The 24876-nt window shown below is 58.2% G+C and carries 22 protein-coding genes and 1 pseudogene; 6 read left to right on the forward strand and 17 right to left on the reverse strand.

The window, feature by feature from the left end; all coding sequences use genetic code 11:
- Window positions 1-3 precede the first annotated feature (3 nt).
- Window positions 4-927, forward strand: coding sequence for a magnesium transporter CorA family protein (locus tag C6Y56_RS13635; RefSeq protein ID WP_169430326.1), 924 nt, complete (start codon window positions 4-6; stop codon window positions 925-927).
- On the opposite strand, the gene C6Y56_RS13640 is transcribed toward C6Y56_RS13635, so the two are convergent.
- A complete protein-coding gene (locus C6Y56_RS13640; protein WP_169432637.1) occupies window positions 908-1246 on the reverse strand; it encodes a DUF2834 domain-containing protein in 339 nt (112 codons plus the stop codon). The two genes, C6Y56_RS13635 and C6Y56_RS13640, sit on opposite strands and share 20 nt — an antisense overlap.
- Before the next feature lie 250 nt (window positions 1247-1496).
- Between C6Y56_RS13640 and ilvA the strand changes: the two are divergent.
- A pseudogene (gene ilvA / locus C6Y56_RS13645) lies at window positions 1497-2486 on the forward strand (threonine ammonia-lyase, biosynthetic); the annotation flags it as partial.
- A gap of 26 nt (window positions 2487-2512) precedes the next feature.
- On the opposite strand, the gene eco reads toward ilvA, so the two are convergent.
- Window positions 2513-2998, reverse strand: a complete 486-nt coding sequence (gene eco / locus C6Y56_RS13650) for a serine protease inhibitor ecotin (protein ID WP_169430328.1) — start codon at window positions 2996-2998, stop codon at window positions 2513-2515.
- 371 nt (window positions 2999-3369) lie between these two features.
- On the opposite strand from eco, the gene C6Y56_RS13655 reads away from it, so the two are divergent.
- Window positions 3370-3639, forward strand: a complete 270-nt coding sequence (locus tag C6Y56_RS13655) for a DUF1652 domain-containing protein (protein WP_169430329.1) — start codon at window positions 3370-3372, stop codon at window positions 3637-3639.
- Here C6Y56_RS13655 and C6Y56_RS13660 read toward each other — a convergent pair.
- Both C6Y56_RS13660 and C6Y56_RS13665 read right to left on the reverse strand, forming a co-directional pair.
- Window positions 3636-4034, reverse strand: a complete 399-nt coding sequence (locus tag C6Y56_RS13660) for a hypothetical protein (RefSeq protein ID WP_169430330.1) — start codon at window positions 4032-4034, stop codon at window positions 3636-3638. The genes C6Y56_RS13655 and C6Y56_RS13660 overlap by 4 nt on opposite strands.
- 90 nt (window positions 4035-4124) lie before the next feature.
- Window positions 4125-4385: a DUF2790 domain-containing protein gene (locus tag C6Y56_RS13665; protein WP_011334038.1), complete on the reverse strand. Its 261-nt coding sequence runs from the start codon at window positions 4383-4385 to the stop codon at window positions 4125-4127.
- On the opposite strand from C6Y56_RS13665, the gene C6Y56_RS13670 reads away from it, so the two are divergent.
- On the forward strand, window positions 4378-4515 hold the full coding sequence (locus C6Y56_RS13670; protein WP_169430331.1) for a hypothetical protein: 138 nt from the start codon (window positions 4378-4380) through the stop codon (window positions 4513-4515). The two genes, C6Y56_RS13665 and C6Y56_RS13670, sit on opposite strands and share 8 nt — an antisense overlap.
- 364 nt (window positions 4516-4879) lie before the next feature.
- Window positions 4880-5176: a hypothetical protein gene (locus C6Y56_RS13675; RefSeq protein WP_025109577.1), complete on the forward strand. Its 297-nt coding sequence runs from the start codon at window positions 4880-4882 to the stop codon at window positions 5174-5176.
- 99 nt (window positions 5177-5275) lie between these two features.
- Here the strand turns inward: C6Y56_RS13675 and C6Y56_RS13680 are convergent, their stop codons facing one another.
- From C6Y56_RS13680 to C6Y56_RS13700, 5 genes are read right to left on the reverse strand one after another with little or no spacing between them, the layout of a single operon-like run.
- On the reverse strand, window positions 5276-6247 hold the full coding sequence (locus C6Y56_RS13680; protein ID WP_249314425.1) for a tetratricopeptide repeat protein: 972 nt from the start codon (window positions 6245-6247) through the stop codon (window positions 5276-5278).
- Between the two features lie 5 nt (window positions 6248-6252).
- Window positions 6253-7257 (reverse strand): tetratricopeptide repeat protein, encoded by a 1005-nt coding sequence (locus tag C6Y56_RS13685; protein ID WP_169430332.1) that lies wholly within the window; start codon window positions 7255-7257, stop codon window positions 6253-6255.
- 3 nt (window positions 7258-7260) lie between these two features.
- Complete coding sequence (locus C6Y56_RS13690) at window positions 7261-10812, reverse strand: LysM peptidoglycan-binding domain-containing protein (protein ID WP_169430333.1); 3552 nt, start codon at window positions 10810-10812, stop codon at window positions 7261-7263.
- A 29-nt stretch (window positions 10813-10841) separates the two neighbouring features.
- Window positions 10842-11699, reverse strand: a complete 858-nt coding sequence (locus C6Y56_RS13695; protein WP_169430334.1) for a DUF4123 domain-containing protein — start codon at window positions 11697-11699, stop codon at window positions 10842-10844.
- Complete coding sequence (locus C6Y56_RS13700; protein WP_169430335.1) at window positions 11690-13738, reverse strand: type VI secretion system tip protein VgrG; 2049 nt, start codon at window positions 13736-13738, stop codon at window positions 11690-11692. The genes C6Y56_RS13695 and C6Y56_RS13700 overlap by 10 nt, the downstream gene beginning before the upstream one ends.
- 360 nt (window positions 13739-14098) lie before the next feature.
- Between C6Y56_RS13700 and C6Y56_RS13705 the strand changes: the two genes are divergently transcribed.
- On the forward strand, window positions 14099-15400 hold the full coding sequence (locus C6Y56_RS13705; RefSeq protein WP_169430336.1) for an OprD family porin: 1302 nt from the start codon (window positions 14099-14101) through the stop codon (window positions 15398-15400).
- Between the two features lie 158 nt (window positions 15401-15558).
- On the opposite strand, the gene C6Y56_RS13710 is transcribed toward C6Y56_RS13705, so the two are convergent.
- From C6Y56_RS13710 to C6Y56_RS13745, 8 genes are all read right to left on the reverse strand, one after another.
- Window positions 15559-16179 (reverse strand): hypothetical protein, encoded by a 621-nt coding sequence (locus C6Y56_RS13710; RefSeq protein WP_169430337.1) that lies wholly within the window; start codon window positions 16177-16179, stop codon window positions 15559-15561.
- A gap of 44 nt (window positions 16180-16223) precedes the next feature.
- A complete protein-coding gene (locus C6Y56_RS13715) occupies window positions 16224-17162 on the reverse strand; it encodes a carbohydrate kinase family protein (protein WP_169430338.1) in 939 nt (312 codons plus the stop codon).
- 13 nt (window positions 17163-17175) lie between these two features.
- The gene (gene xylB / locus C6Y56_RS13720; protein ID WP_169430339.1) at window positions 17176-18672 is read right to left on the reverse strand and encodes a xylulokinase; all 1497 of its coding nucleotides are present in this window, start codon (window positions 18670-18672) and stop codon (window positions 17176-17178) included.
- Between the two features lie 203 nt (window positions 18673-18875).
- Complete coding sequence (locus C6Y56_RS13725) at window positions 18876-20348, reverse strand: mannitol dehydrogenase family protein (RefSeq protein WP_169430340.1); 1473 nt, start codon at window positions 20346-20348, stop codon at window positions 18876-18878.
- A gap of 16 nt (window positions 20349-20364) precedes the next feature.
- A complete protein-coding gene (locus tag C6Y56_RS13730; RefSeq protein ID WP_169430341.1) occupies window positions 20365-21468 on the reverse strand; it encodes an ABC transporter ATP-binding protein in 1104 nt (367 codons plus the stop codon).
- Between the two features lie 23 nt (window positions 21469-21491).
- The gene (locus C6Y56_RS13735; protein ID WP_169430342.1) at window positions 21492-22322 is read right to left on the reverse strand and encodes a carbohydrate ABC transporter permease; all 831 of its coding nucleotides are present in this window, start codon (window positions 22320-22322) and stop codon (window positions 21492-21494) included.
- Between the two features lie 8 nt (window positions 22323-22330).
- A complete protein-coding gene (locus C6Y56_RS13740; protein ID WP_134826769.1) occupies window positions 22331-23257 on the reverse strand; it encodes a carbohydrate ABC transporter permease in 927 nt (308 codons plus the stop codon).
- A 145-nt stretch (window positions 23258-23402) separates the two neighbouring features.
- Window positions 23403-24713, reverse strand: a complete 1311-nt coding sequence (locus tag C6Y56_RS13745) for an ABC transporter substrate-binding protein (protein WP_169430343.1) — start codon at window positions 24711-24713, stop codon at window positions 23403-23405.
- Window positions 24714-24876 lie beyond the last annotated feature (163 nt).

Here is a 24876-nt window from a genome sequence, read left to right on the forward strand (position 1 = left end):
CCGATGATCAACAGCTTTGCACTGAGCCAGGGCGCCCTGCAGCGTGTCGAACGGCTGGACGCCGAGGTGATGCTGTTCAGCAACCCTGACGCCGCCGAGCGTGACTTGTTGCACAGTCATTTCAAGCTCGATGAACACGCGCTGGCCTCGGCGCTGGACCCGGACGAGGTGTCGCGGATCGAGTTTCATCCGGATCATCTGTTCCTGATCTGGAAACGCCCCGAGAACTATTCCGGCGGTGGCAGCCTCGCGTTCGAGGTGTCGTCTTGCGGTTTGCTGTTTTCACCGAGCCAGTTGCTGGTGATCGCCACCGACGACACCCCGCTGCACGGGCTCGGCACGGGCCGGCCACTGAATGCGCCGCTGGATGTGTTGCTGGACCTGTTGTTCAACAACATCCATCACTACCTCGGGCATCTGAAGGTGATCAAACTGGTCGCCCGGGAGTTGCAGCAAAAATTCAACGCTTCGATGCAAAACCAGCATCTGGTGCAGATGTTCAACCTCAGTGAAAGCCTGATCTATTACATCAACGCCCTGCACAGCAACGGCGCGGTACTGACGCGGCTGCGCAATCACGCACAGAAACAACATTTCGACAGCGACGTTCTCGGCCTGATCGACGACCTGATCATCGAAAACAACCAGTGCTACAAGCAGGCGGAAATTTACTCCACGGTGTTTTCCGGGCTGATCGATGCCCGGGGCAACCTGATGAACAACAGCATGAACAACCTGCTGCGCAAGCTGACGCTGATCAACGTGGTGTTCCTGCCGCTCAACCTGATTGCCAGCATTGGCGGCATGTCGGAATTCAGCATGATGACCGCCGGCACGCCGTGGTGGGTGTCGTACCCGTTGTTCCTGGCGGCGATGTTGCTGGGGGCGGGAGGGATGCTGTTCGGGCTCAGGCGTCTGGCGAAATGACCGGGGCCGGGCGCTTGCGATCCAGCAGGCCCCGGACTACCAGGTACAACAACGGCCCGACCGAAACAAACACCGCCGTCAGCAACAGATAAGGCACCACCGACCAGCCCGACTGCCCACGCTTGCGCGTGTCCTTGTACATCCAGACGCCGGCCAGCGTTGCCAGCAGATAGAGATCGATCACCACTTGCGCGGTGTCCGGCCGCGACATCAGGCTGATGCCGAAGTCGATCAGCGATTGTTCGGCTTGCAGCATCACGCTAACGGTGTAGCCGCTGAACGCGATCAAAGCGGTGAGGGGCAGGGCGATGGACATCAGGTATTCCTTCCTTGGGCAGATGAGCGAAAGGCCAGCCTACAGACTCGCTGCAAAATTCACCATTGACTTGCCCGCAGCGCCCGGGCTAATTTCGAGCTCATGACTTCCACCGTACTGCGCTGCCAGCCAAGCATTATTACCGCCATTCCTCATTTGGCGGGCTAGCTCACGACTGCAGCACCCAACCCGCCCTAGAGGCGGGTTTTTACTTTCTGTCTCCGGGGTCTGAATAAAAAGTCAGGAGACGACCATGCGCCACAGCCCCGACCAGAAAGCCTTGCTTGAACAGTACGTGAAAAAGATCCTCGCCGCGCCGGTGTATGAACTGGCGGTGCGCACGCCGCTGCAACCTGCGCCGGCCCTGTCCGGAACACTGGGCAACCGGATCTTGCTCAAGCGCGAAGACCTGCAACCGACGTTCTCTTTCAAGATCCGTGGTGCCTACAACAAACTGGTGCAATTGAGCGACGCGCAGAAGGCCCGTGGCGTGATCACGGCATCGGCGGGCAATCATGCGCAAGGCGTAGCGCTGGCGGCGCGTGAGCTGGGCATTGCCGCGACCATTGTCATGCCGGCGACTACCCCGGAACTGAAAGTGCTGGGCGTCAGTAGTCGTGGGGCTGAAGCGCTATTGCATGGTGAAAGCTTTCCGTTTGCCCTGGCCCACGCGCTGCAACTGGCCGAGCAGACCGGGCGAACCTTCGTCTCACCATTCGACGATCCCGATGTGATCGCTGGCCAGGGTACGGTCGCCATGGAAATCCTGCGCGAGCATCAGGGCGCACTGGACGCGATCTTCGTTCCGGTGGGCGGTGGCGGGTTGATCGCGGGCATCGCGGCGTACGTGAAATACCTGCGGCCGGAGGTGCGGATCATCGGTGTCGAGTCGGAGCACTCGGCCTGCCTGAAGGCTGCCATGCAAGCGGATGAGCGAGTGGTGCTGCCCAACGTGGGCACTTTCGCCGATGGCGTGGCGGTGGCGCAGATCGGCGCCTATGGATTCGAGGTCTGTCGCTTCTGCGTGGATGAAGTGATCACCGTCAGCAACGACGAACTCTGCGCGGCGATCAAGAATATCTACGACGATACCCGCTCGATCACCGAGCCTTCCGGCGCGTTGGCGGTTGCGGGCATCAAACAGTACGTGGCGCAGACCGGCGCACGGAATCAGACGCTGATCGCCATCGATTCCGGCGCCAATATCAACTTTGACAGCTTGCGTCACGTCGCCGAGCGAGCGGCGGCGTGTGGTGTTGTGGCGTGAGATTATTCGGGAATGGCCACGCCAATCTTGTCCGAAGCCGACCAGATACGGAAACGCACTTCAACGTCCTGCGGTGCGTAAACCACGATCGGCAGTTTGCTGTTGTAGCGAACGGTGAAGCCGTCACCGATCACCGGTACGAACGCGCGTTTTTTCTGGGTGCCGGGCGGACAAGCCATCAGCGTGGTCATCGGGCCGCTGACTTTTTCCAGGCGGTAGAACGGATAGCCCCAGCCTTCCAGGTTCTTCTCTTCAAGGGTGCCGCCCAGACGCTGGCGGTTGCAGTCCACCTCGAGGGTCTTGCCGGCAAGGATTTCGACTTTGAAGTTTTCTTCCTGGGCCTGTTGCGGCAGGTGGATCACCTGGCGCGTGAAGCCCGCTTCGGCCTTCGGATAAGGCGCGGTGTCTTCAAGTTTGGCGGCGTGGGCGAGGGTGGACAGGCTGGCGAGCATCAGGCCGGCGGTCGCGTAAACAGTGAAATTTCCCATTGAAGCCTCCTGGCGGGTGTACGTTGGTTGACGGGCATTCTCACTGTCACAGGCGATGAATGCAAACCGCCAGCCGCTTGCAAATTGCAGTGCCTGCACAATCGAATCTTGCATTTTGCAACTGGCCAGTTGCCTGCCTTTTCGCCAAGCCATTGATTTGCAAGGGGGTGAATGCGACCCGATGAAAGGCACGTTTTATGCGTCGATTTGGTGCGGCGCACCGAGTTCGGGCGCCTACACTCCAATGGGCATTTCGCATCACAGCCGCTTGTCACACCCAAGGATTCAGCGGGGATACACCCGTGGGAAGCCGTGGCAACGGTCGACGTGAATACTTGATTGGCAGTCTCACAGTAAGGAGAGGTTTCGCCATGTTTCTGTCTGCCTTGGAACTCCGCAACATCATTGAAAGCAGCTTTCTGCCGAAGCGCTGCCAGTGCACGCTGTCCCCGGATCTGTCGATGACCGTCAAGGTCTATGGCGATCACCAGACCGACCAGGTTGAGTTGCAGGTGAGTGGCATCGATGCCAGTCACTTGAACAGCTGTCGCGAAATCAATGGCCTGATTGCCGGGTTGCGTTCTGATTTGGCGCAAAACGCGACAAGTCAGCCCTATGCCCCGCGATCGAAGGTCGTTTAACGCACCGTTTCACCCAGTTCGACCGTCACGCGCCGGGCCTGCAAGAAGCCAAGGCCCAGCGCGAACTCGACCAGCACCGCGAGCAGAATCCCGGGGCCGGCGTGGCCGTTGAGCCATTCAGCAAATCCCAGCACCGCCAGGCCAAAACAGCCGACGATAAAGCCGTTGCTCAGCGCATTGCGCGCGATCGACACGGGCGCGTTGCGCACCAGATAAAACATCACCCCCAAAGCCGCAAAGAGCACTGCGCTGCGCCGTGCGACGAATCCGGCGGCCTCCGAATACTCGATACTCCAGATCGCCAGCAACATCTGTGGTGCCAGACCCCACGCCAAGGAAAGCAGAAAACACAGGGAGAAGGTGAGGGTCGAGAGCGTGCGAAACGACAACTGCATGGCGAATCCTTGCGGCAGTGAGGAGGGCCCCGAGCATACTCTTCGAGACCCGTGCTCGCCTACCGCAAAGCCGCAAATCAGAGCTTTCTGTCAGTTCTGGAAGCTGCAGGCGTCAGATAATTTCCGGTAACTGATTTCTTCCGGTTTCCCGGTGTTGTCGAGGTACTTCATGTCGGCGGTGATGACCTTGCACTCCTGCGTCTGCGGTTCGGTCAGGGAAACCACTTTGGCGACATGCAGCGGCATGCCGTATTCATAGGGAACAGCCTTGGAGGTGTCATTGGCCTGGGCCAGCCCGGCAAACGCGGTGCAGGCGAGGGCGGTGGTGAGCAGGAACGGACGAATGTTCATGATGAACTCCGGTGCGACGGAAATTGAGTTTGGCGGATTGCCAGCCAAACCTGCCGCACTCGGCGTCAGCCAGGGGCTGAGGGTGTGCGGTTCAGTAGAGTTTTTGACCGCGGCGTTAAGCGATGGTTAACCGGGCTGAACGCCGGCTGTCTGGGCGGGGATTGTTTCGCGGGGGAGTCTCGGCGTATTCCTACAAGGGTGGATGCCTTGTCTGCTTTCGGGGGCTGGAGTGGGGAGGTTATGGTTTGGCGTCGCTGCAAAATCAGCGGCTTAGGTTTGGTCACCTAACGTAATCACCTGTGCATGTGTGCCATTATTCGCCCCGACGGACATTCGTGTCCGTGGAGTGCATTGCTGTGGCGGCTGTGTGCAGGGTCGCCTTCGGGCGAGCCGAGTCAGGTGGTTCTCGGTTGACCAAGCCTGTACACAGTCCGCCTCCCCATCGTTTGGTCACGGTGCTGGCGGTTACTTTCAAGCTGCCTTGAGTAATTCCAATGCCAATCCTGAAATTAAGCTCCGCCCGCTATCTCCCGCTCAACAGCGGCGTCACCGACAGCGCACCGCTGGTCATCGACACCCAAGCCAACCCGAAAGATCTCTTCGAAGCCGCTGTGCAACGCATCCGCGCCGCAGCCGACCTGCTCGAAACCCTGCACTGCCTGTGCTTCAAACACGCCGACGTCCAGGACATTCCCCACATCACCCATGCGCTGTACCTGCTGACGCAGGATGGCAGTGATTTGCTGCAGGTTGCGCAGCAGAAAATGTTGAACTGGCAGGCGCCGGTTTGATGTTGTAAGTAAAAAGCGGAAGGAGTGAGGCATCAATGCACTTCACTCGTTCCGCTATTTTTATGCGTGAATTACTGTAATCGGAGGGACGACGTTGAACTACCGTCCAAGCTTGTCGGGAAAAAAGGAGAGCGGTGGATGGGTGGCCTTCCATTCCTTTGCCACGGCTTTCGACCGTTCAATCTGCTCGGTAGTCATCTTGCCTCCAATCTCTTCGAGTGTATCCTCGACGAATTCCTGAATGGCACCGCCCCCATCCAACTCTTTCAGTAGACTGATTAGTGCATAACCCTTGACTTGATCCAATGGGTAACCAACCTGGTCAGGCGCATGGGCAATATAAGAGCCATAGCTGCTGATTGCTTTTTGATCCCCAGTTTCAGCTGCGGCTTGAAGCCAGTATCGGACACCTTCAAGATCATTTTTCTTATAAAGGATCTCAATATACTCCAACATTGCTTTTGAGTTTCCACCCTCAGAAGCCATTTTCAACCACTGACTGACGGCTTCTTCACGTTTTCCCGGTATAAGGAAAAATCCCTCACCTTGCCGGTCGCCGATAGCCATCCAGTACTGCGCAAGCGCATAACCCGCACGCGCGGACTTTTCTAACCATTCGCGTTCCAGTGTCACTTCGTACATTAAATACAAAGACTCGGGATCACCTTCATTGGCTTTGGGAAATGTTAAGTTTTTGGCTTTTTCAAACCACTCAACCGGACTTTCCTCGCTTGAGGGACAATTTCTAATTTGTTGGCACAGGTCGTGGCTACTTCGACCCAACTGGATCATCGCGTAAATGTTGCCGTTATTTGCAGCTGCTTCATACCAGTGTTGCGCTTCGGAAGTCATATAGCGATTGCGCTTCCTTAGAGCCTCACCCAAGTAATACTGTGACTCCACGTTTCCAGATTGTGCTTCCTTTTCCAGTTCGGAGATGGCTGAGCTAATTTTAAGCTGGTTGTACAAACTCACGCCTAAAGTTGGCTCGCTTCCTTGTGGCGTTGCTAAGCCGGTCGCAGTATAGGTGGCAATGGATAATGCCAAAACAAGGTGGCGTATCAGCAGCACTGGTGTTAGTTACCTAGCTTGTCAGGAAAAAAAGAGAGGGGCGGGTGAGTTGCCTTCCACTCTTTAGCCATTATCTTTGACTCCTCGATTTGTGCGGGAGTCATTTTTTCACGAATCTCTTCACTTTTTCGCTCAACATACCTTCCAATTCCACCGCTGTCATCAAGTTCTCCAAGTAAGGTGAACAGTGCGTAGCCTTTGACCAAGTCTAGTGAGTAACCAACTTTGTCAGGCGTATGCGCTACGTAGGCGCCGTAATTGCTTATGGCAGCCTGATCACCAGTTGCTGCGGCAATCTCTAGCCAATGGCGAACATTTGCCATATCTCCTTCTTCGAATAGAATTTGAAGGTAGTCCATCATGGCTTTTGGATATCCGCCCTCAGAGGACAGTAATAACCATTTTTTAACAGAGGCATCACGTTTTCCGGGAATCAGAAAGAATCCTTCGCCTTGTCGTTCGCTAACAGCCATCCAATATTGTGCAAGCGAATATCCGGCGTTAGCGGATTTTTCCAACCATTCCCGGTTCAGTGTGATTTCATACATTAGGTATAGCGATTCAGGATCACCTTTCTCCGCTCTTGGCAGAACTAAGTCTTTAGCGAGTGAAAACCATTCGGCTTGTGTTTTTTTGGTTGGAGGGCAATTTCCAATTTTTTCACAAAGGTCATTTTTTGTTCGGCCCAGTTGTATCATTGCATATACGTTATTGTTTTCTGCTGCAGTCTCATACCAGTGTTGCGCTTCTGGAGACATGTAACGACTTTTCTTGCGAAGCGCTTCTCCTAGGTAATATTGTGAGTCAATACTCCCACTGCTGGCCTCGCGCTCTAGTTCTTGAATTGCAGAGTCCAACTTTAATTGATTGTACAGAACTATGCCTTTCTGTTCTTTTTGTGCGGCGCTTGAGATAGGGCTGGCAAATACGGCACTGCTCAAGACTATTAGAAACAAATATGTGATTGCTAGTGTTGTGTTTTCTTTTGCTTTCAATTGTAAAGGTGCCATTTATTAATAACTCTTTAAAAATGGTGTTGCGCCGCTAGGGGAGTAGTTGGGCTGCGGAATATAGTTTTGTTCGCAGAACTCGGCAGAATTGGCGCCAAGCAATTTTACATGGGACTTGTAGTATTTTCGGGCTTCAACGCCGGTGTCATCGAAGAGCGCGCGCACGCTTTCGGACATGAAGCTATCCAGTAGCATCCGATTTTTGCAGTAAGACATTTTTGCGTTAGTATCTTTTATACCGAATTCGTTCATAGACATGCATGCAAACTCAAACTGACTTTGTGCTTTGTCGATAGTGTTCGTTTTTTTTGCGTTGGTAACGATCCAATCAAGAATTCGTTCAATGGCTTTTTGTTGCAGAACGTGAGCCTCAGCTTGGTTGTACACCCGCTTTTCATCAGCTACTCCATTAGTTCCTGATGCTGCAGTGATAGTGAACGCTTCCGGAGTGCTAATTAAGGTTCTGAACAAGGGCCCTAGAGCATCCGGAATGGCATTGATGCACCATTCCTCAAGAGCTTTTTTGTCACTGTAATACATGATTGTGTCCGCAATCGGCCCCCCCTTGCCACTCCGAGTCAACGCTTCATACAAACTCATCACAACATCCCAACGCATCATGTACGCCATCGCCACGTTCAACCCAGCAGCGCCCAATGCGTTGAGCGCTGACGCATATTCACTTGCCTCTGGGTCCATCCATTCGACTTTACGGCCTTTGGTTTTATGCAGTTCTTTGCGATACAAATTGATGATGTCAACCACCGCCTCATACCCAATCTCGAACTTGAAGCTGCCGTTAGCACCAGGCCCCAATACCACTGCCGCTTTCAGGTTGAGAATAAAGCGCCCGTTATCGAGTGATATCTGCGCGGTTCCCTGGAATCCCGCACCCAGCGCAACCCCTACAGACCCACTCAGCTTGGCGAGGGTCAGCCATGGGTTGGTTTTTTTCGCGTCTTTGTCGCTGCCGATACCCATGGTGGGTGCAGTGCGCAGTGCGACGAGGTCTTTGGGTGGGGCCCAGTTCAGTGCGCCGGTGAGTTCAATGGCCGCTTGCAGACCTCCGAAAACGTTGAAGGTGGCCTTTGCCCCGTTTTCAATTTGCACATTGGCTTTTTTGCCGGTGAGTACCTGGTCTGTGCTTTTGGTATCGACATAGGTACCGGACGTTGATTTGTGTTCAAGGTCGGGAGTAGGGCTATTGTCACCGCTGTCGGCCTTGGCCTTCTTGGCCGCATCGTGATCTGCACGTTCTTCTTTGGCCGAGGCGTCCTCGCGCTGTGCGCGTTTGACGGGGCTGAGGGAGGCTCCGTATTTGACGTTGCCGAGGATGGGGTTCAACTCGACGGTACCGGCCAGCAACAGGGACGCGCCGGCGTAGCCCCAGGCCTTTACACCAAAGTGAAAGGAGAATCGGCCAAAACTCATCTGCTGGGCTTTGCCGTCCAGAAGGTAATCCAGGGTGATGTCTTTGGCGCTTTCCTTGGCGGGCATGTCGACCTTCATCAACTGCACTTCGCCGCGGGCCAGGTCGAGGCTCAAACCCATGTTGGCCGACATCTGAAAGCCTTCGGCGGCGCTCATTTTCGGACCTTCCAGCTTCACTTCACCGTGAATACTTGGCTGGGGAGGGGTCAGGCAGCGGACGAATTGAGCCTGAGGGCTGTTATCGAACAGTCGGATTTTGCCGCGCACACTTTTCTTGAAGACCAGTTGCTGAAGGTGTTTCCCCCAACTGGTCAAAGTTGCACTGTTCTCCAGCTCAGTGACTTTGTAGCCCTGCTTTTTCAGATAAGCGTAAAAGTCATTGGCCTTGAACCAGCCTTTTTCATCAAAACAGTCACCTACCTGATCATTGAACTTGATCGCACCCTGCGCAAGAAGCCATTGGCGGAACGAGCTGGTTTCGCTGTTTTTATCCGAGTCTTCTGTGGCATCGGTCGGTAAGCTTTCGCCGATCTTCTTGGGGGACAGGAGGGCTTTTTTTCCATCTTCCTTGATGATTTTCTTGAAGTCCTTCAGGTTCGTCATGCTGAACCAGCCCAAGGGCGTGCCCTTGGCATCGGAGAGACTGACTTCACGCAAAGGAAACCCGGGTTTAACCATGCGGTCGACGGGTTTGGGCTGGAACTCTTCCGGTTCCCAGATCAGGTGGCGTCCCGGTTTGGCGGCGATCACATTCCGCTGGGCTGTTGCCTGCAGGTCGTCCTTGATTTTCTGCAGGCGATCCCACTCGGCTCGCTCGACATCAACCAGGCCCGCCGGTGCCTGGGCATTTTGCCCGGTGGCTTCGATCCAGCGTTTGTATTTTTCCTGGAGCTGTGCGGTTATTTCCGCCTGTTTCTTCTCGGTGTCCATGTACAACTTGAATTGCGCAATGCCCGATGGCAGGCCGTCACTGATCAGCGCGAACTCTGGAAGCGCGATACCGTATTCTGAAACTCTGATAATGGATTCAGTGTAATCGTGGTAATTCAGCGCGTCGGCGTTCTTGTGCAACGTGTAAGCGTAAGCGACGAGGTCGGCGGTGCAGTCGGTCATGCCGGTGCAGATGTTCTCGTAACTTTTTTTCTTCTCAGCGAGGGCCTTGGCGACATCTTCGAGTGACACCTGCTTGAAGTCTTTATTGGCGAATAGCTTTTTCCGGGCCTCGAGATACGCTTGAACGCGGGCGCGGGCTTCAATTGCATCCTTGGAGTACAACGTCCCGCTTTCGTAGGAGTAGCCTTCAAGCTTTGCAGCCGCTACAGCCTCTTTTTTCAGCGCAAGCCACTCAGCCCGCCGTTTGTGAAAGTCGACAAATTCTTTGCGGATACTTTCCTGACCTGCGATGTCCGCATTCAAACGGTCCATACGAGATTGCGCAGTGTCTTCTTGAGGAGGTTGCGCGGGAGCGGCCGCGGGTTTGTTTCGATTGGCTTCGTTCTGTCTCTTTTTGGCGGTGGCGGGATCGATTTCGATCTCATCGCCCATCGCTTCGAACTCTTCCATGCGGGCACGCTTTGCGCCTGTGAGGAAGTTGCTCAACTTGGGTTCGAGGAAGTACTCGAGCAGACCTGACTCTTGCAGCCCGTTTAGGCGCGCATCGCGGGCCTTGTTCGGCGCAATCATTTTCTCCAGAGTGAGCATCGATTCTTTAATGGCAGACACTGCACGCTCGGGCAGCAGCCAGAACTCTTGTTCCTCTGTTGCATAAATGGCGCTGGCAAAGGTTTTGCTGCAAGGAGGGGCATGCGGCTTGAAGGTCTTCGAGGCTTTGTCTGGAGCGTCCTTGACGGGGTCCAGTTCAACCAGGTCCTCAGCCGTGCACTGAGCTGACGCATCGGGAGATGCCTGGGCAGGCGCTTGAGACGCAGCGGGTGCCTGAGCGGCTGGTTTGGCTGACGCGGCTTGGGCGCTTTTCGGTACGCTCAGATTCCATCCGACCTTGACGTTGTCCGGATTGGTAATGAAGGGATTGAGTTGGCGCAGTTGCGCCACGGTGCTGTTGTAGCGCGAGGCAATCTGGCCCAGGGTTTCGCCGGGCATGACGGCGTGATTCGTGATTTCCATGGTGATTCCGTTCTGTTGTCGCGTCGCCGTTAACGTTGGGCGACGGCGACTGATTCCAGGAGTCGATCTACTTTGATAAACGACTCATCCTTTGATTGCAGGATCGTCATGATCTCAGGCTGTGTTTCAAACAGTGGACCGTTTACGGCATGACCCAGTTTGAGCAGGTGGTCGCCGTCATAAATGTTGTTGTTGAGCAGCAGGTCGAGATTGTCAGCAATATCGTTCAAACGATCCTCGCCGGGTTCGCCAAACGCCTCGTACTCTTCATCCACCCAATACACCCATCCAAGGCGCGCCTGAACTTGAGCGGCCGCCATTGGAAGGTTGAATGCCGCGTGGTCACCCGACCATGTCGATTCCGCGTTAGCCACCCAGGCTAACCATGGACCACGTTGCTGGCCAAAGTTTCCTGGCGCGGGGGCGTAAACGGCCGACCAGCAACCCAACAACTGATCGAAAGTCTTTTCGGCGGTATAGGCCAGTGCTGCCCACAGGCTCGGCTTGTGGTAACTCAGCAAACTTTGCCCTCCGGAACCGTCGTTGGCTTTGAGCAGCCAGCGTGCGTGAGCCAGGGCTTTTTCCGGGTCAGGTGTCGAGATCGCAATTCCCGAAAAGTGTTCTTCACAGAGTTTTGCAGCTTCTGCAGCCAGTTTGCTGCCTCGGGGGGCGACCAGCCACAAGGGGCCATCGGGTATCTCGACGAATTCCGTTCGGAAAAACAGCCCTTCGCAAACTACGGGCTCACCCACCCGGTAGAGCCGGCTCATGGCTTGCGGCTGAAGCCCCTGGTCGATGATGAAACACAGCGATGGGTTCGCTGCCGGCAGGTCCGAGAAGTTGTAGCGAGGCTCTTCCAGCAAAGCACTCAGCGCTTTTACATGCATGTGCAATCCTTACGGCTGCAAGCGCCGTTACTCTGTTTTCCGCACAGCGGCGTGATGCCTGATTCGTTCAGGCGGGCGGGCAGCGGTGCTTTCCCGGCCTTATCCGCATCCACCACCTTCATCGGGCCCGGCAACAACGGCGCTGCCGGTGTCCCCACGCCCGGCGCGCCGCCGGTGTTGATCTTCACTTCGGCGCCGCTGATGGTCACGCCGCCGGCATCGGCTTTGACGAAGCTGCCGCCGGCCTTGGCGGTCAGTTCCATGGCGCCTTCGATCACGACTTTCTGGCCGGCGTAGTAGTGGATCTCGGTTCCCGCTTCGACCAGTTGCGCCGTGCCGACCTTGAGGTGCTGGGTCACGGCGACGGTCAGGTGATCGTTGGCGCGCATTTCACTGATGCGATTCAGGTGAGTGATGCGGTGTTCTTCGACCTTGAACTCGCTGTAGGTGTTGGCTTCAACCGTGTCATGCCGCTCGTTGCCGACGCGGATTTTCTGGTCGTGCTCGATGTTTTCGTCCCAGTCGCGCTGGGCGTGGATGTAGATCTGTTCCGCGCCTTTCTTGTCTTCGATGCGGAATTCGTTGTAGCCCTTTCCGCCCGGTGAACTCAGGGTCTTGAAGGTGCTGCGGGTCTTGTTCGCCGGCAGGTCGTAGGGGACGACGTTTTCCTTGTGGTACAAGCAGCCGGTCACCAATGGCTGGTCGGGGTCGCCTTCGAGGAAGGTCACCAGCACTTCCATGCCGATCCGTGGGATGGCGATGCCGCCGTAGGCTGCGCCGGCCCAGCCGCTGGCGACGCGCAGCCAGCAGGTGGTTTTGTCGTCGGCCTGGCCTTCTCGGTCCCAGTGGAATTGCACTTTCACGCGGCCGTACTGGTCGCAGTGGATTTCTTCGCCGGCGGGGCCGGTGACGATGGCAGTCTGGCTGCCGAGGACTTTCGGTTTCGGGTGTTCGAGGGCAGGGCGGTAGTGGGCGTCCCACGGGGTGGCCACGAACGAGTTGCGATAGCCCTGGTGGAAATCGCTCTTGTTGTCGGTGACGTCGCTGGTGACGTTTTCGCCCAGCACTTGCGGCTGTTTGCCTTCGTGGAAGATTTCCAGCAGCAACCACAGGTCGTTCCATTCGGCGCGGGGATGCTCGGCCAGGGTCAGGAAGTGGCCGCTGGTCAGGGTCGGCTCGTCACCTTTGCCTTCGGCGAGTTTGTAGTCGCTGCGATGGCGTTCAAGCGCTCGGGTCGAGAGGAATTTGCCGCGCTCGCGCGTGGTGAAGCGGCCGGGGTAGTCGTAGTCTTCCAGGTCCGGCATGAACTCGGATTTGACGGCACCTTCGGGCAGGATCTTCGGTTTTTCGAAATCGTAGTCGCGGCGGCTGACGCGGCTGGTGCGGGTTTCCAGGCGCAGGTTGAAACGCTTGATCACCGGTTTGTCGGCGGTCATGCCGGAGTCTTGCTGGTAGTTCACCGGTTTCAGTTTGCGGAACACGGTCTGGTCATCGCCGAACACCAGTTTGTGGCCGCTGCTGCTGTGCTGGAAGTGGAAGTGAATGCCTTCCTCTTCGCACAGACGCTGGATGAAATGCAGGTCGGATTCGTCGTACTGCACGCAGTACTCACGCTCCGGATACTCGGCGCCGAGCTGGAAGCTGTAGGCGTCGGCCAGGATCCCGCGATCTTCCAGCACCTGGGCAATGATCTTCGGCACCGTCAGCTGCTGGAAAATCTGCTGGTCATGGTTGTGCCGCAGGTAGGCCAGTTGCGGCACCAGGCTCAGGCTGTAGCGGGTCAGGGTCTTGCCGGAGTCGCCTTGCTCGATGCGATACACCAGACCATGAATCTTGCCCTCGCCAGTGGCGCCGAAGGTCAGGCAGCCGGGCTTGTGCAGGAGTTCTTCAAGGTTGAGGTCGGGACGGGCGCTGACCAGTTCGAGGTCGAAACGGAACGGCTCGTTGAGGGCTTCGCGACCGGTGAAACTGAGGACTTGCAGATCGGCCGAAGCGCCTTCGAGCGTGAGGGTAATGTGGGTAGCATTGGCGTCCAGCATGCCTTGTTTTCCGTCCTTTGGATTAGCGTGGGCGGATGGTGCAGGATTAAACCGCCTCGTTCAAGGCGCAAATGCCGTAGAAGCACAGGCCTCAAGCCATAGGGAAAACCCTTAGGCCGGTTGTGTCCCCCGTGAAACGGGCACTTGCGCGCAAGAGACTCCGTGCAATCACCACTACCAGCGTTCAAGAACAACCAGTCAGTTTCAGACTAAAGTCGCCTGTAGCACGTCAAAGCCATCTGCCATCATTGCCGCTCACCCCCGCGTGTTCACTGCCTCCCGGTTCTTCATTGTTCCGGGACGGGAGCTATTTCAGTTTGTTTGCGCCCCCGCGCAATCGTTGTTCTGTTGGAGTTTTCAATGCGTCCCCCATTTCCCCTCATCACCCCGCGCCAGTCGCTTGGCTTCGGAGCCTTCGTGCTGTGTGCCGGTTTTACCGCGCAGGTCCAGGCCAGCGGTTTTTTCGAAGACACCACGGCGAAGATCGAGTCGCGCACGGTGTACTTCAACCGCGATTTCCGTGATGGGCACACCTCCAGTGATCAGGGCGCGTCCAAGCGCGAAGAGTCGGCGCAGGGTTTCATTCTCAATCTGCAATCGGGCTACACCGAAGGCACCGTCGGTTTCGGCATTGATGCGCTGGGCATGGCGGGTTTTCAGCTCGATTCCAGCCCCGACCGCAGCAACAGCGGCCTGCTGCCTTCCAGCGGCGATAACCCGCGTGGCTCGAAAGGTCAGTACGCGAAAATGGGCCTGACCGCCAAGGTGAAAGTTTCGGACACGGTGTTGAAATACGGCGCATTGCTGCCGGATCTGCCGTTGCTCAAGTACAACGACGGCCGTCTGCTGCCGACCATGTTCAACGGCGCGATGCTGACTTCAAAGGAGGTGAAGGACCTGACCTTCATGGCTGCACGTCTGGACAAGTACACCGCCCGGGACTCGACCGATTCCCAGGACATTCGCGTGCACTGCAAAAACAAGCGCTATGCCTGCAACACCACCGCCGATCATTTCGACATGTACGGCTTCGACTACAAGATCAACGATCGTCTGACGGCGCAGTATCACTACGCCGAACTGGAGGACATCTATCGCCAGCACTTCGTGGGTCTGTTGGCCAATCAGCCGCTGGGTGACGGCGTGCTGAAAGCCGATCTGCGTTTGCTGAAAAGCGCCGACAGCGGTGATGCGAAAGCGGGCTCCATCGACAACCGCGCCTTGAGCGGCATGCTGTCCTACGGCATCAGCGGTCACACCTTCAGTGCCGGGTGGCAGCGCATGAACGGCGACAATTCGATGCCGTATCTGGATGGCAGCAACCCGTACCTGGTGAACTACGTGCAGGTCAACGACTTCGCCGCCGCGCAGGAACTTTCCTGGCAGCTGCGTTACGACTATGACTTCAAGGCCATCGGCATCAACGGCCTGAGCTTCCTGACCCGTTACGTGAACGGTGACCACATCAAGGTGCCGGGCAGTGATCAGGAAGGCAAAGAGTGGGAGCGTGACAGCGAGTTGAAGTACGTGATTCAGACCGGCACGTTCAAGGACGTCAGCCTGCGTTTGCGCAATGCGACGTACCGCACCAACTACGAGAAGTTTGCCCGGGACGTGGATGAGACCCGGTTGATTGTGAGTTACAACTTTTCGGTGTTGTAACCCATAGGTCGGCGGTGTCTGAGCTGACGTCTTCGCGGGCAAGCCCGCTCCCACAGGGATTTAGGTGGCCACAAGTTAGTGAGCACCCGGGAAACCTGTGGGAGCTGCGGTGCGACGATTCGACTTGCTCGCGATGGCGTCCTAAAGAGCACCGAGGATCAGAGCCAATGCCAGAACCGGCTCCAGAACCCGCGATTCAGATCATCCTTGCACGCCGCGTATTGCTGGCCGTACATGTCCGAGCGGTTCTGCACCTTGCGCGCCACCGGCGGCAGCCACGCTTTGCTGGCATAAGTCTTCTGGCGAAAACCGCCCCAGCCTTCGTGGTAGTTGAGGTACTGGTTGTAGGCGTCGTACTTGTACACGCCGTTGATCGAAGTGGTCTTGTCCATGTACCAGCCGACGAAGTCGATGGCGTCGTCGAAGTCTTCGCGATCGGCGCCGTGGCGGCCGGTGCTTTTCTGGTAGTCGGACCAGACTTCATCCTTGGCCTGCGCATAACCCGACGCTGTCGTGACGCGGCCCCACGGGATCACCCACAGCAGGTATTTGCGCGGCGTCTTGGCGTCGTAGCGGTAGCCGGACTCCTGATACATGATCGCGAACGGCACCTGGATCGGTACGCCCCAGCGCTTTTGCGTGACTTGCGCCGCGTCGTACCAATCACTCTTTTCCCGAAAAATCTCGCAGAGGTTTTCCGGCGAACGCGGCGGTGATGTTCCGCAGCCGCTCAACAGTGTCGCCAGCACCAACAGTCCAACCGTGCGCCCCGAATTCAAAAGCCGTCATCCCGTCGTGCAAAAAAGGGCGCCAGTCTACGCGGTCAGGTCAACTGGTGGCGATAAGGCAAATCCGGACCTGTTTTGCTGCATGTAAGGGCGGCGGCCCGTACGGCAAACCTGAGCATCGCGTCGATTTGTTCGCGGCCGAGGTGCTGAACACCCTCCACCGAATCCAGCTCATGCTCGGTCAGCCAGGTGATCAACGCGGCCTGGAAAGTATCCCCCGCGCCGACGGTATCGGCGATCTTCACTGAAGAGGCCGGCACCGACCATGAACCATGAGCACGGCTGAACACGGTCGCGCCTTCACCGCCACGGGTCAGGAAAACCACCTGACAGCGATGCTGCAGCCAGCCTTCGATGACGCGTTGCGGATCCTGCTCGGGATACAACAGGCTCAAGTCCTCGTCGCTGACCTTGATCAGATCCGCCAGTTGCACCAGCGTGGCGATCCGCTCGCGCCACAGGTCGATGTTCGGCTCGGGGTTGAGGCGCACGTTCGGGTCGAGGCTGATCAGGCGTTTGCCGCTTTCACGCTGAATCAGCGCGAGCAGGGTATCGGCCACCGGTTGCACCACCAGCGAGAAGGAACCGAAGTGCAGGCCGCGCACTTGCGGGCCCAGCGTCGGCAGATGTGCCTGACTCAACTGCCGGTCGGCGCAACCTTCGCCACGGAAGCTGTAATGGGGCGAGCCATTGGCGCCCACCGCGACCATCGCCAGGGTGGTCGGCGCGGCGAAATCCACCAGGTAATCCGGACGGACGCCTTCATCCTGCAGGACTTGATGCATACGTCGGCCGAGGTAGTCGGTGGACAACCCGGCGAACAGCGCCGAGTCCACACCCAAACGGCGCAAACCCACCGCCACGTTGAACGGCGAGCCACCGGCAATGGCCTTGAAATTGACTTTCGATGCTTGCCCGCCGGCATCGTCTTCGCTGAAGAAATCGAACAGCGCTTCGCCACACACCAGGTACATAGTTGTTTGCTCTTTATAAGGTTGCGACATGCAGTCGATAGCGTTCATAGGCCTGCTGGAAGGCCGCGACATTCGCGGCAACCGGCAGGGTTTCACTGTTCAGGTCGAGCTTCACGCAGCGCTCGCACAGGTCGGCCAGGGTGTCTTCGTGGCCGTTCGACCACGACTTACACCACGCCGCCTGAATCGCCGCGCCGAGGGCGGCGGCTTCGCTCTGCTCGGTGCAGATCACCGGGGTGTTCATGATGTCGGCGACGATCTGCCGCCACACCGCACTTTTCGAGCCGCCGCCGATCAGGCAAATGCTGCGGCTTTGTAAACCATTCTGGCGCAGCAGATCCAGTCCATAACGCAGGCCGAAGGTGGTGCCTTCGACCGCCGCGCGGCACAGATTGGCCCGGGTCAGGTTATCGATCGTCAGGCCATGCAGGCTGCCGGTGGCGTGGGGCAGGGGAGGCACGCGTTCGCCGTTGAGGAACGGCAGCATGCTCACGCCTTCAGCGCCAATCGGCGCTTGGGCCACCAAGGCGTTGAAGGTATCAAGGTCAAGATCGAACAGTTCGCGGATCGCCCCGGTGGCGTTGGTCAGGTTCATGGTGCAGATCAACGGCAGCCAGCCGCCGCTGGACGAGCAGAAGGTCGCGACCGAAGCGTCCGGGCTGACCTTCGGTGCCTCGGCGTAGGCGTACACCGTGCCGGAAGAGCCGAGGCTCATGGTGATCGCGCCCGGCTGAATATTGCCGGTACCGATGGCGCCCATCATGTTGTCGCCGCCACCGCTGGACACCACCGCGTTCGGGTTGATGCCCAGCTGTTCGGCGATTGCGGGCAGGATCGTGCCGACTGCTTGATGGGCGTCGATCAGCTCCGGCAGCGCGGATTGCAGACGACCGCTGGCATCGATGTCGCGAAGCAGCTGCAAATCCCATTGGCGGGTGCGCACGTTGAAATAGCCGGTGCCGGATGCATCGCCGTATTCGCTGCACGCACGGCCGGTGAGCCAGAAATTAAGGTAGTCGTGGGGCAACAGAATCCGTGCGATTCGGGAAAACGCGTCTGGATGCTGTTCTTTGGTCCACAACAGTTTCGACACGGTGTAGCCCGGCGCGATGACCACGCCGAGGCGTTCCAGCGAACCGTTTTCGCCGCCCAAATGAGCCAGCAGACGGTCGTTTTCAGCCGTGGTTTCGGTGTCGCACCAGAGCTTGGCCGGGCGCAGGACCTGACCTTGATCGTCGAGCAGCACCAGCCCGTGTTGCTGGCCGGAAACACCGATGCCGAGAATCCCCTGACCGTCGACATTTGCCGCCAGCAAGGCGCGGCGGGTGGCGAGGGCGAAGGCTTCCAGCCACTGGTGGGTGTCTTGTTCGCGACGGCCGTTGGCGCCGCTGATCATCGTGTGGGCGGCGGCGCCCTGGCCCAACACCTGACCGCTGGTGGCGTCGAGGATGATGGCTTTGGTGCCTTGGGTGCCGCAGTCGATGCCGAGGAAGAGCTGTTGGTTGTGCATGGTGTGAACCTGTTGGTTTTTTGGCGACTTCTAAAGCCACCCCTCACCCCAACCCTCTCCTCAGAGGGGAGAGGGGGAAAGGGAGCAGATTGTGGAGCCTTTCAATTCCTGAGTTCGACTCAAAACGTTCAGGTCGATGTACCTCGGATAAACACCTCGGCCGGCTCCCTCTCCCTCTGGGAGAGGGCTGGGGTGAGGGGCTTTCAGGTCAGAATACGCTCGAGAGTCCGCGTCACGCCTTCTTCGCGCAAGCTGTTCAGGCACCACTCGAACGCCGTCACAAACTCCTTCGAGCGCGCTATCACCGTACCGAAGATTTCTTCAACCCCCAACAACCGCTCAGTGATCAAAGCATCCTCCGCCACCAACGCCTGACAAAACGCCGCCCGAGGATCCGGAATCGAATAAGTGTCACCATTCTCATCCACGCCCTTCAAGTAAAGCGCCCAGGCCGCCACCACCAACGCTGCGCGTCTGGTTTCCCGCCCATCGGCAATCAACCGATTGATCGTCGGAATGGTGAACTTGGGAAACTTCGACGAACCATCGGAGCAAACACGTTCAAGCTGATCGGCAATCGCCTGATTGGAGAACCGCGCCACCAGCGTGTTCTTGTACTCGGTCAGGTCGATGCCCGGCACCGGCGCCAGTTGCGGCGTCACGTCCAGGTCCATGTAGGCACGCATGTAGCGCACGAACAGTGGGTCGTTCATGGTCTCGTGGACGAAGCGGTAACCCTTCAAAAAGCCCAGATACGTCAGCGCCAGATGGCTGCCGTTGAGCAGTTTGATCTTCATCTCTTCGTAAGGCGAAACATCGTCGGTGAACTGCACGCCGACCTTTTCCCAGGCCGGGCGGCTGTTGACGAACTTGTCTTCCAGTACCCATTGCACGAACGGTTCGCACACAACAGGCCAGGCGTCGTCGACGGCGTGTTTGTCCGCCAGTTGCAGGCGATGCGCGGTGCTGGTCATTGGGGTGATACGGTCGACCATGGCGTTGGGGAAACTGACGTTGGCGTCAATCCAGTCACGCAAGTCCGGATCCAGTAGCGCGGTAAACGCCAGCAGCGCCTTGCGGGTGACGGCGCCGTTGTGCGGCAGGTTATCGCAGGACATCACGGTAAACGCCGGAATGCCCGCCGCCCGCCGCTTGGCCAGTGCCGCGCAGAGGAAGCCGAACACGGTTTTCGGCTGTTGCGGGTTCGTCAGATCGTGCTGAATCTGCGGCAGGTGCGCCATGAACTCGCCGTTGCTGTCATCGATGCAATAACCGCCCTCGGTGATGGTGAGCGAAACGATGCGGATCTGCGGGTCGGCGAGTTTGTCGATCAGCACCTGGGCGCTGTCCTCGGCCAGCAGCATGTCGCGGATCGCACCGATGACGCGGACTTCGGTGTCGTCGCTGTCGCCCAGTTCGAACAGGGTGAACAGGTAATCCTGCTCCTTGAGGTCGTCCCGGGCGCGGCGGTCTTCGGCGCGCAGGCCGACGCCGCAGATCGCCCAGTCCAGTGCTTCGCCGGTGTTCATCAGCGCATCGGTGTAATACGCCTGATGCGCGCGATGGAAACCACCGACGCCAATGTGTGCAATGCCCTGGCGGGTGTCGCTGAGGCTGTAGGCCGGCAGTTTCACTTCGGCGGCGAGGCGGTTGAGGTTTTGCTTGTTCAGTTTCATCGGGTCAGTCTCGAAATCAGGCGGCTGCGCGCAACGGGCGGGTCAGCGCCACGCCGTCGGCATCGAACAGATGGCAATGGGCGGCATCCAGGTGCAGGTTCAGTTGTTCGCCGTAACGGCTCGCCAGGTCACCGCGTACGCGCATGGTCAGGGCTTCGCCGGCGTTGGTCTTGACGTGGCAGAAGGTGTCGCTGCCCAGGCGCTCGCTGACGTCGGCGGTGACTTGCAGGGTGCAGTCGCCCGGTTGCGCCAGTTCCAGATGTTCCGGACGAATGCCCAGGGTCACGGCGCTGCCGACGCTCAGGTTCGACGCGTTGAACGGCAGGATGATGCGCGTGCCGGCGTCCAGCGAGACTTCGCAGCTTGCACCATCGAGCCGGGCAATCTTGCCCTTGAGGAAGCCCATTTTCGGCGTGCCGAGGAACCCGGCGACGAACAGGTTGGCGGGGTGGTGATACAGCTCCAGCGGCGAGCCGACCTGTTCGATCTTGCCGCCATTGAGCACCACGACCTTGTCGGCCATGGTCATGGCTTCGACCTGATCGTGGGTCACGTAGATCATGGTTGCTTTGAGGTCCTTGTGCAGGCGCAGCAGTTCCAGGCGCATTTGCACCCGCAGGGCGGCGTCGAGGTTGGACAGCGGCTCGTCGAACAGGAAGATTTTCGGGTTGCGCACGATCGCCCGGCCGATGGCCACGCGCTGACGCTGGCCGCCGGACAGTTGCTTCGGCTTGCGTTCCAGCATCGGGCCCAGTTCGAGAATGCGCGCCGCTTCGCCGACTTTCTTCTCGACTTCGGCTTTCGGTACGCCGGCCAGGTCGAGGGCGAACGACATGTTTTTCTTCACGGTCATGTGCGGGTACAGCGCGTAGGTCTGGAACACCATCGCCAGATCGCGTTTGGCCGGGCTGACTTCGGTGATGTCACGCCCGTCCAGCTCGATAGTGCCGCCGCTGACTTCTTCAAGGCCGGCGATCAGTCGCAGCAGGGTCGATTTGCCGCAGCCCGACGGACCGACGAATACCACGAATTCCTTGTCGTTCACCTCAAGGTCGATGCCCTTGATGATGGAAAAACCTTCGAAGCCTTTTTGCAGATTCTTGATTTTCAGGTTGGCCATGGTGGCGCTCCTTTTACGAATTCTTATTTCACGGCGCCGAACGACAGACCGCGCACCAGTTGTTTCTGGCTGATCCAGCCGAAGATCAGAATCGGCGCGCAAGCAAGCGTCGAGACGGCCGACAACTTGGCCCAGAACAAGCCTTCGGGGCTCGAGTAGGAGGCGATCAACGCGGTCAGCGGCGCGGCTTTGGACGAGGTCAGGTTCAGCGACCAGAACGCCTCGTTCCAGCACAGGATCAGCGACAGCAGCACGGTCGAAGCCAGGCCGCCCTTGGCGATCGGCAGCAGCACGCGGAGCATTTCCTGGGCGAGGGTGGCGCCGTCGAGGCGGGCGGCTTCGAGGATGTCTTTGGGGATGTCCTTGAAGTAGGTGTAAACCATCCAGACCACGATCGGCAGGTTGATCAGCGTGTAGATCACGATCAGCGCGATGCGCGTGTCGAGCAGGCCGAAACTCTTGGCCAGCAGGTAGATCGGCATCAGCACGCCCACCGGCGGCAGCATCTTGGTGGAGAGCATCCACAGCAGCGTACCTTTGGTGCGCTGGGTTTCGTAGAACGCCATCGAGTAGGCCGCCGGCACCGCAATCAGCAGGCACAGAGCCGTGGCGCTGAAGGAAATCACCACCGAGTTCCAGGCGAAACTGAAGTAGTCGCTGCGCTCATTGATGTGCAGGTAGTTCTCCATCGTCGGCGTGAAGATGAACTGCGGCGGTGTGGCGAAGGCGTCGATTTCGGTCTTGAAACTGGTCAGCACCATCCAGAAGATCGGGAAGAAAATGATGATCGCGATGGCCCAGGCCAGCGTGCCGAGCAGCAGGCTTTGCAGCCGGCGGGATTGTTGAAGAGTCATGGCAGGCCTCAGGCTTTGTCAGTCAGGTTTTTGCCGATCATCCGCACCAGAATGATCGCGGCGATGTTGGCGATGACCACGGCGATCAGGCCGCCGGCCGAGGCCATGCCGACGTCGAACTGCACCAGCGCCTGGTTGTAGATCAGGTAGGCGAGGTTGGTCGAAGCGTAGCCGGGGCCGCCGTTGGTGGTGGTGAAGATTTCGGCGAACACCGACAGCAGGAAGATGGTTTCAATCATCACGACCACGGCAATCGGCCGCGCCAGATGCGGCAGGGTCAGGTGCCAGAAGATCGCGACGGGGCCTGCGCCGTCGAGGCGGGCGGCTTCTTTCTGTTCCTGGTCGAGGGACTGCATGGCGGTCATCAGGATCAGGATCGCGAAGGGCAGCCATTGCCACGAGACAATGATGATGATCGACAGCAGCGGGTAGTGGGCCAGCCAGTCCACCGGCTGCGCGCCGAACAGTTTCCAGATGTAGGCCAGGATCCCGGACACCGGATGGAAGATCAGGTTTTTCCAGATCAGCGCACCGACCGTGGGCATGATGAAGAACGGCGAAATCAGCATCACCCGCACGATGCCGCGGCCGAAGAATTCGCTGGCCTCCAGCAATGCGCTGATCAACACACCGAACACCACGCTGATCAGCAGCACGCTGCCCACCAGCAGCAAGGTGTTGGTGGCTCCGGGGAGGAACCCGGAATCGGTGAGAAAGTAGGTGAAGTTATCCAGCCCGACAAATTCGTTGATGCCCGGGTCGAGCAGGTTGTAGCGGATCATCGAGAAATAGACGGTCATGCCCAGCGGCACGATCATCCACAGCAGCAACAGGGCCACCGAAGGACTGACCAGAAACCAGCCGGGATTGGCCACGCGGTTTTTGCGCCGGGGCTGCGACAGGTCGATGTGGGCTTTGGCAGTTGAAGTATTCATGGTGATCACAACCGTTTTAAAAGGCAGACTCGATCCACTGTGGGAGCGAGCCTGCTCGCGATGAGGGTGGTCCATCCGCCACATTTATTGAGACCGGATTACCGCTATCGCGAGCAGGCTCGCTCCCACATGGAAATGCGCAGGATTACTTCGGATAACCCGCGCGCTTCAGCTCGCGTTCGGTGGTTTGTTGCGCGGCGGTCAGCGCCTGATCGACGGTGGTCTGGCCGATCAATGCGGCGGAGAACAGCTTGCCGACCTGGGTACCGACACCCTGGAATTCAGGAATGGTCACCAGTTGAATGCCGATGTAAGGCACCGGTTTGAGGGTCGGTTTGCTCGGGTCAGCGGCTTTCAGCGATTCCAGCGTGACCTTGGCAAACGGTGCGGCGCTCATATAGGCGTCGCTGTAGGTCGAGGCGCGAGTGCCCGGCGGTACGTTGGCGATGCCGTCGGTCTTGGCAACCAGTTCGCCGTATTCCTTGGACGTGGCCCAGGCGCTGAATGCTTTGGCAGCATCTTTGGCCTTGGAGCTGGTCGGAATCGCCAGCGCCCACGAATACAGCCACGCCGAGCCTTTGTCGGTGACCTGATGCGGCGCAAAGGTGAAGCCGACATGATCGGCGACCTTGCTCTGGGTCTTGTCGGTGACGAACGAGCCGGCGACGCTGGCATCGACCCAGATTGCGCATTTGCCGCTGTTGAACAGCGCCAGGTTTTCGTTGAAGCCGTTGCTGGAGGCTCCCGGCGGGCCGGATTTCTTCATGGTGTCGACGTAGAAGTTCAGCGCGTTTTTCCATTCCGGACCGTTGAATTCCGGTTTCCACTGCTCATCGAACCAGCGCGCGCCGTAGGCGTTGGCCACGGTGGTGATCAGCGCCATGTTCTCGCCCCAACCGGCCTTGCCGCGCAGGCAGATGCCGTACTGTTCCTTGTCCTTGTGGGTGAGTTTTTCGGCGAAGCCGGCGATCTGTTCCCAGGTCGGACGCTCCGGCATGGTCAGGCCTGCATCCTTGAACAGGTCGGTGCGGTAATAGGTGATGGAGCTTTCGGCGTAGAACGGCAGCGCGTACAGCGAACCCTTGACCGACAGCCCTTCACGCACCGACGGGAACACATCGTCGAGGGCATAACTGGCCGGCAGATCCTTCATTGGCTCCAGCCAGCCCTTGGCGCCCCAGAGTGCGGCTTCGTACATGCCGATGGTCAGCACGTCGAACTGGCCACCCTGGGTGGCGATGTCGGTGGTCAGCCGTTGACGCAGGACGTTTTCTTCCAGTACCACCCAGTTCAGCTTGATGTCCGGATGCTCGGTCTCAAAGGTTTTCGAGAGCTTCTGCATGCGGATCATGTCGCTGTTGTTGACGGTGGCGATGGTCAGGGTCTGGGCGCCAAGGCTGACGCTGCTGAGGGTCATGCAGGTGAGGGCAAGCAGAGCTTTTGCAGTGGGTTGCATCGTGCACTCCTTTTCTGCACCCGGCGGGAGCAGAAGGACAGTTATTGTTTTTGTGTTCTTCCGGCGGGGGAAGAATGTGCACTGATTACAGCCTTCTGACGCAGGGCTGACAAATCATCCCTAGCACTTGAATCGATACTTTTTTGCACTCTGGATTGGCGCG

This window comes from Pseudomonas fluorescens (assembly GCF_012974785.1).
In the GTDB taxonomy this organism is placed as follows: Bacteria; Pseudomonadota; Gammaproteobacteria; order Pseudomonadales; family Pseudomonadaceae; genus Aquipseudomonas; species Aquipseudomonas fluorescens_BT.

What these genes read in the sequence shown, in the direction of transcription:
- C6Y56_RS13635 (WP_169430326.1), top strand. Translation starts at nt 4, where the DNA reads ATGATCAACAGCTTTGCACTGAGCCAGGGCGCCCTGCAGCGTGTCGAA.
- eco (WP_169430328.1), bottom strand. Translation starts at nt 2,998, where the DNA reads ATGGGAAATTTCACTGTTTACGCGACCGCCGGCCTGATGCTCGCCAGC.
- C6Y56_RS13655 (WP_169430329.1), top strand. Translation starts at nt 3,370, where the DNA reads ATGTTTCTGTCTGCCTTGGAACTCCGCAACATCATTGAAAGCAGCTTT.
- C6Y56_RS13660 (WP_169430330.1), bottom strand. Translation starts at nt 4,034, where the DNA reads ATGCAGTTGTCGTTTCGCACGCTCTCGACCCTCACCTTCTCCCTGTGT.
- C6Y56_RS13670 (WP_169430331.1), top strand. Translation starts at nt 4,378, where the DNA reads ATGTTCATGATGAACTCCGGTGCGACGGAAATTGAGTTTGGCGGATTG.
- C6Y56_RS13665 (WP_011334038.1), bottom strand. Translation starts at nt 4,385, where the DNA reads ATGAACATTCGTCCGTTCCTGCTCACCACCGCCCTCGCCTGCACCGCG.
- C6Y56_RS13675 (WP_025109577.1), top strand. Translation starts at nt 4,880, where the DNA reads ATGCCAATCCTGAAATTAAGCTCCGCCCGCTATCTCCCGCTCAACAGC.
- C6Y56_RS13685 (WP_169430332.1), bottom strand. Translation starts at nt 7,257, where the DNA reads ATGGCACCTTTACAATTGAAAGCAAAAGAAAACACAACACTAGCAATC.
- C6Y56_RS13690 (WP_169430333.1), bottom strand. Translation starts at nt 10,812, where the DNA reads ATGGAAATCACGAATCACGCCGTCATGCCCGGCGAAACCCTGGGCCAG.
- C6Y56_RS13695 (WP_169430334.1), bottom strand. Translation starts at nt 11,699, where the DNA reads ATGCATGTAAAAGCGCTGAGTGCTTTGCTGGAAGAGCCTCGCTACAAC.
- C6Y56_RS13700 (WP_169430335.1), bottom strand. Translation starts at nt 13,738, where the DNA reads ATGCTGGACGCCAATGCTACCCACATTACCCTCACGCTCGAAGGCGCT.
- C6Y56_RS13705 (WP_169430336.1), top strand. Translation starts at nt 14,099, where the DNA reads ATGCGTCCCCCATTTCCCCTCATCACCCCGCGCCAGTCGCTTGGCTTC.
- C6Y56_RS13715 (WP_169430338.1), bottom strand. Translation starts at nt 17,162, where the DNA reads ATGTACCTGGTGTGTGGCGAAGCGCTGTTCGATTTCTTCAGCGAAGAC.
- xylB (WP_169430339.1), bottom strand. Translation starts at nt 18,672, where the DNA reads ATGCACAACCAACAGCTCTTCCTCGGCATCGACTGCGGCACCCAAGGC.
- C6Y56_RS13725 (WP_169430340.1), bottom strand. Translation starts at nt 20,348, where the DNA reads ATGAAACTGAACAAGCAAAACCTCAACCGCCTCGCCGCCGAAGTGAAA.
- C6Y56_RS13730 (WP_169430341.1), bottom strand. Translation starts at nt 21,468, where the DNA reads ATGGCCAACCTGAAAATCAAGAATCTGCAAAAAGGCTTCGAAGGTTTT.
- C6Y56_RS13735 (WP_169430342.1), bottom strand. Translation starts at nt 22,322, where the DNA reads ATGACTCTTCAACAATCCCGCCGGCTGCAAAGCCTGCTGCTCGGCACG.
- C6Y56_RS13740 (WP_134826769.1), bottom strand. Translation starts at nt 23,257, where the DNA reads ATGAATACTTCAACTGCCAAAGCCCACATCGACCTGTCGCAGCCCCGG.
- C6Y56_RS13745 (WP_169430343.1), bottom strand. Translation starts at nt 24,713, where the DNA reads ATGCAACCCACTGCAAAAGCTCTGCTTGCCCTCACCTGCATGACCCTC.